Below are 11,504 nucleotides of genomic sequence, written 5' to 3'. Positions count from 1 at the left end.
CCGGTCACGCTCAGCGGGTCGTGCTCAGCGGGTCAGGCGCGCGGGATCACTGCATGACGAACTGGGTGAAGTAGATCCCCATGATCGTCTTGGTGTCCTTGGAGTCCTTGACCTCGGGGTCGGCCGGGGTCGTGTAGGCCTCGATGATCTTCTGCTGCAGCTCGTCCTTGTAGTGCTGGCGGGTCTCGGCGTTGCCCAGCTCGGCCATCGACAGGCCGCTGAACTCCGAGATGGACAGGTCCAGCGCCTTGGAGCCGTCGGGGGCCTCGGCCTTGCCCTCGCCACCGCCCTCGGCCTCGACGCCCTGCAGGGCGATGCCCAGCTTGAGGTAGTTGCCGTCGGAGAGGTTGATGGTGATCGGGTCCAGGGCGGTGACCGCACCGGGCTTGAGCACCTCCTCGGCGGGCTTCTCCTCGGCCGCCGAGGCGGGCTTGACGAGGATGTAGGTTCCCCCGGCCCCGCCGCCGAGCAGCAGCAGACCGCCCAGGGCGATGATGATCAGCTTCTTCTTGCCGCCGGCCTTGCCCTCAGCCGGAGCCTCTTTGTCCTTGGCCATGTCAGTCCTTCTCTCGTGGGTGGCCGGTCACTGGCCGTCGGTGGAGCCGGTCGGGAGTGCGTTGGTGGTGCCGATGACGACCGGGTCGGGCCCGGCCACCGAGACCGAACCGCCGGTCTCGACCGCCGCGGTGTCCCCCGCGGCCTCGTCGGCCGGCGTCGCGATCTCCTGCTCCACCGCGCCCGGGGTGTCCTGGGCGACCTGCGGCAGCAGGGACTTGACCGCGTCGGTGCCGGGGCTGGCCACGATCAGGTCGACCCGGCGGTTGCCGTTGAGCGCGCGGGGGTCGTCGGCGGGGTACAGCGGGCGGGTGTCGGCGAAACCCTGCGCGGACAGCCGCGCCGGGCTGAAGCCGTCGGCGAGGAAGAGCCGCAGGACGTTGTTGGCCCGCTCCGAGGAGAGGCTCCAGTTGTCGGCGAAGCGCGAGGTGTCCTTCAGCGGCAGGGAGTTGGTGTGCCCCTGCACCGCGATGTCGTTCGGCAGCTTCGCGAGGACCGGGGCGATCGCGTCCAGGACGGCCCGACCGCGCGGCTCCACCCCCGCCGAGGCGTTGGCGAAGAACACGTTGTCCGCGACCAGCCCGACGACCAGGCCGTCGGAGGTGATCCGGTAGGTGACCTGGTCCTGGCTGCCCGAGGGCGTCAGGGCCGCGTCGATCTGCTGGATGACCCCGCGGTAGTCCTCGACCTGCTCCTTGGCCGCCTTCAGGTCGGCCTGGGACTGGGCCTTGGCGATGTTGCCCATGATCCGGCGCTCGCTGTCGGCCGCGCTCATGGCCTGCATGGGGTCCCCACCGGCCTGCGGGAGCAGGTCGATCGGGTCCTGACCGTTGTCGACGTTGTTGATGCCGTCGTTGCCGGGCATCACCAGGTTCGAGGCGGAGGCCCCGTCGGTCAGACCCGCCTTGAACTGGGCGAACTTGACCTGGTCGATCTGGCTGAGCGCGAACAGCACGATGAACAGCGCGACCAGCACGGTCAGCATGTCCGCGTAGGAGACCAACCAGCGTTCGTGGTTGACGTGCTCCTCGTGCTCCTCGTGCTTGCCCCGTCGCTTGTGACCTCCGCCGGACATCAGGCCGCCTTCTTGTCGGGCACGACCGTCCCCGGCGGCAGCAGGCTCTCGAGCTTGCGGGCCACCGAGCGCGGGTTGGAGCCGGCCTGGATGGCGAGGATGCCCTCGACCACCAGCTCCATCTGCGCGACCTCGAGGCCGGAGAGCCGCTTGAGCTTGCTCTGCACGGGCAGGAAGAACACGTTGGCGCTGGCCACGCCCCAGAACGTCGCGACGAAGGCCGCGGCGATCATCGGCCCGAGGGCCGAGGCGTCGGAGAGGTTCGCGAGCACGACGGTGAGCGAGATGACCGTGCCGCAGATGCCGACGGTGGGCGCGTAGGCGCCCATGTCGCCGAACGCCTTGTCGGCCTGCTTGTCGGCGGCCTTCTTCGCGGTGATCTTGGCGGTGAGGATCTCGTACAGCTCGTCGGGGTCGGTGCCGTCGATGGCGGTCTGCAGACCCTCGCGCAGGAACACGTCGTCGACGTTCTTGATCGCGTCCTCGAGGGCCAGCAGGCCCTCGCGGCGGGCGCGCTCGGCCATCTCGACCAGGACGCCGACGATGTCGCCGGCCTTGGGCGGCTTGCCGAGGAAGGCGCGCTTGAGGGAGTTGATGAGGTTGATGCCGTCCTTGAGGACGCCACCCATCAGGGTCACGCCCAGGGTGCCGACGAAGACGAGCACGAGCGGACCCGGCAGCAGGATGTCCGAGGGCGAGCCGCCCTCGTGATTCTGCGCCCACAGGATGGCGGCCGCGGCCATGACGAGGCCGACGATGGTCGCGACGTCCATGGTCAGGACCTCCTGCGGTGCAACGGGACGGGGGCGGGCAGCTCGTCGGCGCCACGCTCGGCGCGGGCGTCGGAGGGGTCATCGGCAGGAGCGGGCACCGAGTGGAGCTCCAGCACGTCGCGGGGACCCTGCTCCTCCAGCGCGTGCGCGGTGGCGACCACGCGGGCGCGGAAGGCCATGACGCGGTCGACGACGTCGGCGAGGGGTTCGGTGATGACGAACTTGGCGCCGTCGACGAGCGTCACGACCGTGTCGGGCGTGGCGTCGACGCGCTGGATCAGGTCGGGGTTCAACGCGAACACCGACCCGTTCAGGCGGGTCACGAGGATCACTGGGGTCCGTCCTTGGAGGTGGAGGCGGGTGGCCCGTCCGTGGGCCGTTCTGACTGTCCATCGGCCCCCGGGGGGACGATCTGAAGACGGGGTGCGCGCAGACGGGTGAATCTGCTCCACCGTCCGGTCACGCTGCGCTACAACGCATCCGGACCGGACAGCAGGACGCCTCCCCACCCGCTCGGGGTGGGGAGGCGTCCGTGGGTCCGGCCCGGTGGGCCTCAGCTCATCAGCGCTTGAGGTTGACGACGTCCTGGAGGATCTCGTCGGAGGCGGTGATGATGCGGGAGTTCGCCTGGAACCCGCGCTGGGCGAGGATCAGGTTGGTGAACTCGTTGGAGAGGTCCACGTTGGACATCTCCAGCTGCCCGCCCAGGAGCTTCCCGCGCCCGCCGGCGTTGGCGACGCCGACCTGGGCCGCACCGGAGTTGGTGGTCACGGTGAACATGGAGTTCCCGGACTTCTCGAGCCCGGCGGGGTTGTTGAAGGTCGCGATCGCGACCTGCCCGAGGGTGGACTTCATGCCGTTGGTGAACGCACCGGTGAGGGTGCCGTCCGGGTTCAGGGTGAAGGAAGTGAGCGTGCCGACCGGGGCACCGTTGGCGCCCTGGGTGATCTCGCTCTTGCCGCCCTTGATGCCGGCGCCTCCGGGGCTGTCGAACCCGGTGAGGGTCGAGAGGTCCACGACCACGTCCACGCCGTTGACCTTGACCGTCGCCGAGGCGTCGGAGCCGGTGTCGGGCTTGCCGGCCGCGCTGAAGACGAGGTTGGCCGTGGCGTCCGCCGCGTCGGCGGTGCTCTGCCCCGGGTAGGTGAAGGCCACCGACCACTTGGTCGCGTCCGTCGAGTCCTGGGTGAAGGTGCCGGTGACCAGGTGCGCGGTGCCGAGGGCGTCGTAGGCGGTGAAGGCGGTGGTCGCGACGCCGTCGTTGCTGGCGGTGGTCGCGGGCGGGACGATGCTGCTGGAGGGGTCCAGGTTCCCGCCGATGGTGGCCTTGTCGGTGGGGGTCGAGGGCAGGATCTTGCCGACCGGGACGTTCAGGCGACCGGTGGGCTGGTTGGCATTGACGGTGCCGTCGACGCCCGAGGCGGTCCAGCCCTGCACGTAGGAGCCGTCGGGGGTGATGAGGTTGCCGTCGGTGTCCAGCGAGAACGACCCGGCCCGGGTGTAGAACGAGGCCTCGCCCTGCTTGACGACGAAGAACCCGTCGCCCTGGATCATCATGTCCGTGGCCTTGCCCGTGGTCTGGGCCGAGCCCTGGGTGAAGTTGTTGGTGACGGCGTTGACCCGCACCCCGAGGCCGACCTGCGCCGGGTTCGTCCCCCCGACCCCGTTCTGCGGGGCCGCGGCGGAGGTCGTGAGCTGGCTCAGCGTGTCACCGAAGATGACGCTGGAGCTCTTGTACCCGGTGGTGTTGACGTTGGCGATGTTGTTGCCGACGACGTCCATCATCGTCTGGTGGGAGCGGAGACCGCTGACACCGGAGAACATGGAACGGAGCATGTCGTTGCCTTTCGGACGGCCGGAGGGGGCGAGTTCGTCGTGTCCGCGCGGGGCGGAGCGGGTTCGGGTGGGTTCGGGAGAAGGCTGCGGTGCGGGTCAGGCGGTGTCGGTGGACCCGGTGGGGGCCGTCGCGGTGCTGCCGGCGCCGCTGGGCGGGGTCGTGGCCGCTGCGGCAGCGGCGGCGGCGGCAGCCGCGGCGGGGGTCTCGATCCCGCTGACCTTGCTCAGCACGACGTCGGTGCCGTTGACCTTGAGGACGGGCTCGCCGTTGGTGCCGCCGATCGAGGCGGCGGTGAAGCTGGCCGAGCTGACGACCCCGGTGGTGGGGTTGCCGTCGGGCCCGGTGTAGGTGACCGTCTGCCCGACCAGGGTGCTGGCCTGCAGCCGGAGCTGGGAGGTGAGGAGCTGGGTGTTGTTCTTGTTCATCTCCTCCATCGACTCCAGGGCCGAGAACTGCGCGGTCTGGGCGATGAACTCGGAGGACTCCACGGGCTTGGAGGGGTCCTGGTAGCGCAGCTGGGCGACGAGCAGCTTCATGAAGGTGTCCTTGTTGGCGGCCGTGTCGCCGGACGCCTTGGTGGCGCTGCTGTCGCTGGCGTTGCCGGACTTCGCCAAGGCGCCCGCGGTGGCCACGTTGGACGCGGTCAGCAGGGCGTTGTAGGCCGAGCTCCCGCTCGCCGCATCGACTGTCATGGACTCCTCTTCGGTCGAACGGGACCGAACCTGTAGCCCGTTCGGGGCTTTCTCAGGTTCGGGGCTCAGGTTCACGGGTGAGTCCCAGGTCCCGGGCGGCCCGTCGAGGGCCGTCCGGGACGCTGCGGGAGCTCAGGCGCGCAGGTCGATCCGGCCGGCGGCGGCCGCCGAGGCGGCCCGTTGCCGGGCGCGACCCTCACCGACGGCGTCGAAGAACCCCGACCGCGGGGTCGGCGGCCCGTCGCCGCGGTCACCACCGGGGCGGCCCTCGCCCCCGCGCCTGGACTCCCCGCCGAACAGGCCGGCCCGCTGCTCGGCGAGGCGCGGCTCGCCCTGGCCCGCGGTGGTGTCGGCGGTGACGGCGACGGTGGTGCTGCTGAAGGCGCTGTCGCTCAGCTCCCGCTGCAGGTCGCCGACGGCGTTGCGCAGCGCGTGCCGCGCGGACTCCGAGGCGCCGCCGAGCTGGACGTGCAGGGCCCCGTCGGTGATCTCCGCCGTGACGGTCACCGGGCCGAGGCCGAGCGGATTGACCTCGACCTGCATCCGGTGGGTCGCGTCCAGGTCGGCGGGCAGGGCCCCGAGGTGCCCGGCGATGCCCTGGGCGAAGGCCAGCGGGTTGGTGAGCGGCAGGGGGGCGGGCGCGGTCGAGGTGACCGGGACCGACGGCCCGGTGACCGGGGCGGCGGGCGTGCCCGGCACCGGGATCGGCGTCGGCACCGGGGTCGCACCGGTCGCGGCGGTACCCGTCGCGGCGTCGGCCGGGACGGCCGCGAGGGTGGTGGCACCCGTCCCGGGCAGACCGGTGGTCCCCGCGGCGGGTGCGGCTGGGGTCGTGACCGGCCCGGCGACCGGGCCGGGCGCGGGCCGCCCACCGGGTCCACCCCCGGAACGGTCGTCGGACCCGCCCGGGGCGGAACCGGACTCCCCGCCCGGGGCACCCGGGCCCGCGGTGCCGACGCCGTCGGCGGTCGGGCCGTCGGTCGGGCCCGCGGTCGGTGCCGGAGCGGTGCCGGTGGTGGGGGTGGGCGTCGTGACGGCGGTCTGCAGCTCGACCGCCGTCGGGGCGGTGGAGGCCCGCCCGCCCGAGGACGCACCGAGGACGACCGCCCCCGCGGGCAGGGCCGGAGCGGCCGGACCGGTGTCGTCGGCGGTCGCGGTGGCGGCAGCCGGACCGAAGGTGCCCGGTCCCGCGCCGGGCGAAGGGGTGCCCGGGGTGGCGGCGGGACCGGCGGCGGGGGCGCCCGTCGCGACCGGGGTCGCGGTGGGGTTCGCGGTCGCGTTCGACACGGTGGTGACCGGCAGAGCCGGGACGGTTGCCGGGGTGGACGCCGGGGTGGACGCCGGGGTGGACACCGCGGCCGGGTCCGTCGGGGTGGGTGCCGTACCGGTCGCGTTCGCGGCAGGCGCGTTCGCGGCAGGCGCGTTCACGGCGGGCACGAGCAGCGCCACGGGCAGCAGGGTCACGGGGACCACCGGGGTCCCGGGGGTCTCTGCGTCGCCGTCCTCGGTGCGGCGCTCCTGCGAATCCCGGACGTCGGACGTCGCGGTCGGGCTCCCCACGGCCCGCTCCCCCGCCTCGCGTCCCCGGGCCGGGCCGCGCAGCTCGGCGCGCTCGACCGCGCGGCGGTCCGGACGGACGGTGCCGCGGGACTCCTCGCGGTCCGCCGGGCGCGAGCCGGCGCGGGACTCGCTACGGGACTCGCTACGAGACTCGTTGCGGCGCAACGCCTCGAGGTCGTGGTTGCGTCCGCGCTCCGCGCGGCGCTCACCCCCGCGGTCGAGCTCGGCGCCGGCCCGGTCGAGGCTGCGCGCGAAGTCGTCGCCGGTGCCCGGCAGGCCGCCGTCGCGACGGGCGGGCGTCGCCGGCGCGGCGGGACGGACGGCGATCAGCGCGGTGGTCGGCGTGCTCACGCGGCGGCTCCCAGGGTGGCGGTGATCTTGCGGACGTAGTTCTGGGTCTCCTTGAACGGCGGCACCCCGCCGTACTTGGCGACGTTGCCCGCCCCGGCGTTGTAGGCGGCCAGGGCCAGGTCCACCGACCCGAAGCGGTCGAGGTGGGAGCGCAGGAGGCGACCGGCCCCGTCGATGGCCTGCATCGGGTCCATCGGGTCGATCCCCATGCCCCTGGCGGTGGCGGGCATGAACTGCATGAGCCCCCGCGCCCCGGCCGGGGACACCGCCTTCGGGTCGTACCCGGACTCCTGCTTGGCCACGGCCGAGAGGAGTCCGGCGGGCAGGCCGTACTTCTGCTCGGCGGTCGAGAACGCGGAGTCGTAGGGGGCCGAGCGGCTGGTGGACAGCGCGGGCGGGCGCACGTAGTCGGTGCTGCTGGCGGTCGCGGCCCCGGTGCCGAGGACGGCGGCCGTCGCGAGGGCCGCACCGGCGGCCGTGGTGGCCGCCGTCGTGCCGAGCCGACGGATGGTCATCGGGGTTTCCCAGACCTTGGAGATCTTCACGACGTCGCCTGTCTTCGGAGCGTGCAGCATCTGGCCGTTGCCGACGTAGATGCCGATGTGGTGGCCGTTCTCGAGGACGACGAGGTCGCCGGGTTTCGCCTGGGCGAGGCTCGGCACCGCCGTGCCGACGGTGGCCTGCTGCGCCGCCGTCCGCGGCAGGTTTACCCCGATGTCCTTGCCCGCCAGCTGGATCAGGCCCGAGCAGTCGAGGCCGGAGGGGGTCGTGCCGCCCCAGCGGTAGGGCACGCCCAGGTACTTCTTGGCGGCCGAGAGCAGGGCCTCCCCCGTCCCGGCGGAGCCGAACCCCGCGTTCACCGCCCGGGTGGTGCGGGAGACGTTGGCGTCGGAGAGCGCCGAGGCGAACGCCGTGCCCGACCCCGAGGCCGAGGGGGTGCCGGCGTTCAGGACGGGCAGCCCCGCGCGGGCGGTGCCCGGGTCGAGCGAGGCGATGCGCGAGCGGATCTCCGCGATGCGCGACTGGATCTCGGCGACCGGGCTCATCGACCGCCCTCCAGCTCGGCCCGACGACGGGCACGGGCGGCGAACTCGGCGACGGTGCGGTCGTCGAGGGCCTTCTGGTCGGCGGCGGCGGCGGCCTGCTCCTGGGCCAGCTCGTGCCGTTCGACGATGCGCTCCAGACCGCGTTCGGCGCGGCGGGCGCGCAGCCAGGCGGCCTGCTTCTCGTCCACGCCGGCCTCGGCCCGCAGGGTCAGCGCGCGGGCGTTGTCGAGGTCGACGACGAGGGCGGAGCGCCGGGCGACCCCGGCCGTCCAGGCCGCCATGGTCTCGTCGGAGAGGTGGGTCTCCCCCAGTTCGTGGCGGACCCGGGCGGCGCGCTGCCGTTCCCGGCGCAGCACGGCGTTGGCCGCGGCCAGCTCCCCCTTGGCCTGCTCCTGCTGCACCTTGCGCAGCTTCAGCAGGGCGAGGATCGCGCGGGCGCTCATGCCACTCCCAGGGTCCGGGCCAGTTCGGCCAGTCGCTGCCAGGCGTGCCCGGCCGGCGTGATGTCCTCGATGTCCTGACGCAGGAACGCGTTGATGGCGGGCATCGCGGCCACCGCGGCGTCCACGTCGGGGTTGGCCCCGGGCTGGTAGGCCCCGACCTCGATGAGTTCCTTCGCGTCCCGGTGCGCGGCGAGGACCCGGCGCAACGTCGTGGACAACGCGCGCTGCTCGCGGCTGGTGACCCGGGAGGCCACGCGGGAGACCGACTCGAGCACGTCGATGGTCGGGAAGTGCCCGGCCGTGGCCAGGCGACGGTCGAGCACGACGTGGCCGTCGAGGATCGAGCGGGCGGCGTCGGCGACGGGTTCGTTGTGGTCGTCCCCGTCGACGAGGACCGTGTAGATGCCGGTGATCGACCCGGCCACCCCGTCGCGCTCCACGCCCGGCCCGGCGCGCTCCAGCAGCCGGGGCAGCAGCGCGAACACCGAGGGCGGGTAGCCGCGGGTGGCGGGCGGTTCGCCGACCGAGAGGCCGATCTCGCGCTGGGCCATGGCGACGCGGGTGAGGGAGTCCATCATCAGGACGCAGTCGGCACCGAGGTCGCGGAACCCCTCGGCGATCGCGGTCGCGGTCAGCGAGGCGCGCAGGCGCAGCATGGGCGCCTCGTCGGAGGTGCCGACGACGACGACGGAACGGGCCAGGCCCTCGGCCCCGAGGTCGTCCTCGAGGAACTCGCGGACCTCTCGACCACGCTCGCCGACCAGGGCCAGCACCGAGACGTCGGCGGAGGTGCCCCGGGCGATCATCGAGAGCAGCGAGGACTTCCCGACACCGGAGCCGGCGAAGATCCCGAAGCGCTGACCGAGACCCGCGGGCACCAGGGTGTCCAGGGCCCGCACGCCCAGACCCAGCGGGTTCTGGACCCGGCCGCGCGACAGCGCCGGCGGCGGGGCCGCGTGCAGGGCGGCCTGCGGGGCGGTGTGCAGGGGCGGGCCCCCGTCGAGGGGGTTGCCGAGCGCGTCCACGACGCGCCCGAGCAGGGCCGGGCCGACGGGGACGGTGCTGGGGCGACCGGTGGCGACGGCGGGTGCGCCCGCGGCCAGCCCGGTCAGGTGACCGAGCGGCAGGCAGCGCAGGCGCCCGCCCTCGGCGGCGACGACCTCGGCCCGGATCTGCCGGTCGGGGCGCTCGGGGTCGCCGAGCACCAGGGTCTCCCCCACCGCGGCCTGCAGACCGGCCACCTCCACGGAGAGCCCGACGAGCCCGCTCACCCGTCCGGAGACGAGCGGGCGGGCGGCGTCGACGGCCCGTTCGACCTGCGGGGCCAGCAGGTCGCGGACCTGCCGGGCCAGGCTCGGGGAGACCAGCGTCGGGGTGCTCACGCGGCGGCCCCGCCCACCTCGGCACTCACGTCGGTGACGACGCCCGGGGTGTCACCCAGCAGCGCGTCCACCGCCCGCGCGACCGAGGCGCGCAGACGGGCGTCGATGGTGGTCTCACCCTGACGGGCGATCGCTTCACCGGGGTGCAGGCTGCTGTCGGCGACGAAGTTCACGCGCCCTGCATCGGCATCCGCGGCGAAATCCTTGAGGGTGTCCCCCGGGCGGCCCATCAAGTCCGCCGGATGGACACGCACGGTGACCGGGTCCGCGGCCTCCAGCGGCCGCAGCGCCCGCTTGACGGCCTCCAGGACCGGGGAGTCCATGAGGGCCAGCTCCCGGTCCAGGACGGCCCCCGCCAGGTCGCAGGCCAGCGCCAGCACCGTGTCGGCCAGCTCCCCCACGGTCGGGTCCTGCCGCGCTCGCAGCTCGTCGGCCGCGGCGAGCAGCGCGTCCTCCGAGCGGCGCAGGACGGCGGCCCGCTGGGTCGCCTCCCGCACCGCCTGCTCCTGCTCGGCCACCCGGGCCGCGGCCCGCTCGGCCTCGACCCGCTCGTGCGCCTGGCGCAGACCGGCGCTCCACCCCTCGGCGTAGCCCGCCGCCCGGGCGGACTCCCGCACCCGGACGGCCGCGGGGTCGGCCGGGACCTCGAACGTGGTGAACGTCCGCTCGGGACGGGACGTCGTCGTGACCGGGGCGGCCGCGAACACCCGCGGACGGTTCGCCGCGGCCGGCCCCAGCGCGGCCGGGACGAAGGCGTCAGGCGACGAAGTCATCGTCACCACCGCGGCTGATCACGATCTGCCCGGAGTCCTCCAGGCCACGGATGACCTGGACGATCTTGGTCTGCGACTCCTCGACGGCGGAGAGGCGGACCGGGCCGAGCATCTCGATCTCCTCCAGGAGGTTCTCGCGGGCCCGCTCGGAGACGTTGCGCAGGATCTTGTCGCTGACCTCGGGCTTGACCCCCTTGAGGGCGGTGGCGAGGTCGGCGGTCTCGACCCCGCGCAGCACCAGCTGGATGGAACGGTCGTCCAGCATGGTGATGTCCTCGAAGACGAACATGAGGGCGCGGATCTCCTCGGCCAGCGGGGCGTTGACCCGGGCCAGACCTTCGAGGATGGAGCGCTCCGTGCCGCGGTCGGCGCGGTTGATGATCTCGACGAGGGGTTCGACGCCCCCGACGGCCGCGTTGTTCTTGGGCTGCAGCACCGCCGAGGTCCGCCGCTGCACGACGTCCTCCACGAGCCGGATGTAGTCGTAGGAGGTGTTCTCCATCATCGCGATGCGCAAAGCGATGTCGGCCTGCAGCTCGGGCGCCAGCCCGGAGAGGATCATCGAGGACTGGTCGGGCCGCAGGTGGGCCAGGACCAGCGCGATGGTCTGCGGGTGCTCGTCGGTGAGGAACGTCAGGATCTGCTGCGGGTCGGCCTGGTGCAGGAACGAGAACGGCTGCGCCACGGCCGATTCCGCGACCCGGCCGAGGACCTGCAGGGCGCCCTCGGCGCCGAGGCTGGCCTCGAGCACGCCCTGGGCGTAGTCCATGCCGCCCATGCCCATCCGCATGGGCGCGGCGACCATCTCGTGGAACTCCTCCAGCACCGAACCGACGACGTCGGGCCCGATGGCCTTCAGCCGCAGGATCTCGGCGGTGAGGACCTCGATCTCGGCCGGCCGCATCCGGGAGAGGATCTTGGCCGCGTTCTCCTGGCCGACCTGGACGAGCAGGACGGCGGCCTTCTGGGCCCCGGTGAGCTCCGGGACGGCGACCTCCGTGGTCGTGGTGCTCACGC

At 73.3% G+C, this 11,504-nt stretch carries 12 protein-coding genes; all 12 read right to left on the bottom strand.

Annotated features, from left to right (window positions below):
- Positions 1 to 46: 46 nt before the first annotated feature.
- Positions 47 to 556 carry a flagellar basal body-associated FliL family protein gene (locus ACFFKU_RS11780; RefSeq protein ID WP_380138157.1) on the bottom strand — a complete coding sequence of 170 codons (510 nt, stop codon included), beginning with the start codon at positions 554 to 556 and terminating at the stop codon, positions 47 to 49.
- 27 nt (positions 557 to 583) lie between these two features.
- Positions 584 to 1,630 carry a flagellar motor protein MotB gene (locus ACFFKU_RS11775; RefSeq protein ID WP_380138156.1) on the bottom strand — a complete coding sequence of 349 codons (1,047 nt, stop codon included), beginning with the start codon at positions 1,628 to 1,630 and terminating at the stop codon, positions 584 to 586.
- Positions 1,630 to 2,403 carry a motility protein A gene (locus tag ACFFKU_RS11770; RefSeq protein WP_380138155.1) on the bottom strand — a complete coding sequence of 258 codons (774 nt, stop codon included), beginning with the start codon at positions 2,401 to 2,403 and terminating at the stop codon, positions 1,630 to 1,632. The genes ACFFKU_RS11775 and ACFFKU_RS11770 overlap by 1 nt, the downstream gene beginning before the upstream one ends.
- A 2-nt stretch (positions 2,404 to 2,405) precedes the next feature.
- On the bottom strand, positions 2,406 to 2,735 hold the full coding sequence (locus ACFFKU_RS11765; protein WP_380138154.1) for a flagellar FlbD family protein: 330 nt from the start codon (positions 2,733 to 2,735) through the stop codon (positions 2,406 to 2,408).
- A gap of 229 nt (positions 2,736 to 2,964) precedes the next feature.
- A complete protein-coding gene (locus ACFFKU_RS11760; RefSeq protein ID WP_380138153.1) occupies positions 2,965 to 4,227 on the bottom strand; it encodes a flagellar hook protein FlgE in 1,263 nt (420 codons plus the stop codon).
- Positions 4,228 to 4,335: 108 nt separating this feature from the next.
- On the bottom strand, positions 4,336 to 4,932 hold the full coding sequence (locus ACFFKU_RS11755) for a flagellar hook capping FlgD N-terminal domain-containing protein (RefSeq protein WP_380138152.1): 597 nt from the start codon (positions 4,930 to 4,932) through the stop codon (positions 4,336 to 4,338).
- Between the two features lie 132 nt (positions 4,933 to 5,064).
- Positions 5,065 to 6,843 (bottom strand): flagellar hook-length control protein FliK, encoded by a 1,779-nt coding sequence (locus ACFFKU_RS11750; RefSeq protein WP_380138150.1) that lies wholly within the window; start codon positions 6,841 to 6,843, stop codon positions 5,065 to 5,067.
- Positions 6,840 to 7,889, bottom strand: a complete 1,050-nt coding sequence (locus ACFFKU_RS11745; protein WP_380138148.1) for an NlpC/P60 family protein — start codon at positions 7,887 to 7,889, stop codon at positions 6,840 to 6,842. Before ACFFKU_RS11745 ends, ACFFKU_RS11750 begins: the two co-directional genes overlap by 4 nt.
- The gene (locus ACFFKU_RS11740) at positions 7,886 to 8,332 is read right to left on the bottom strand and encodes a flagellar FliJ family protein (protein ID WP_380138146.1); all 447 of its coding nucleotides are present in this window, start codon (positions 8,330 to 8,332) and stop codon (positions 7,886 to 7,888) included. Before ACFFKU_RS11740 ends, ACFFKU_RS11745 begins: the two co-directional genes overlap by 4 nt.
- Complete coding sequence (locus tag ACFFKU_RS11735; RefSeq protein ID WP_380138144.1) at positions 8,329 to 9,714, bottom strand: FliI/YscN family ATPase; 1,386 nt, start codon at positions 9,712 to 9,714, stop codon at positions 8,329 to 8,331. Before ACFFKU_RS11735 ends, ACFFKU_RS11740 begins: the two co-directional genes overlap by 4 nt.
- Positions 9,711 to 10,487, bottom strand: a complete 777-nt coding sequence (locus tag ACFFKU_RS11730; protein WP_380138143.1) for a FliH/SctL family protein — start codon at positions 10,485 to 10,487, stop codon at positions 9,711 to 9,713. Before ACFFKU_RS11730 ends, ACFFKU_RS11735 begins: the two co-directional genes overlap by 4 nt.
- Positions 10,471 to 11,502, bottom strand: coding sequence for a flagellar motor switch protein FliG (gene fliG / locus ACFFKU_RS11725; RefSeq protein WP_380138142.1), 1,032 nt, complete (start codon positions 11,500 to 11,502; stop codon positions 10,471 to 10,473). The genes ACFFKU_RS11730 and fliG overlap by 17 nt, the downstream gene beginning before the upstream one ends.
- Positions 11,503 to 11,504: the final 2 nt, after the last annotated feature.

The organism is Kineococcus gynurae (genome assembly GCF_042433995.1).
Lineage (GTDB): Bacteria > Actinomycetota > Actinomycetes > Actinomycetales > Kineococcaceae > Kineococcus > Kineococcus gynurae.
This window is presented reverse-complemented; position numbering and strand designations above follow the sequence as displayed.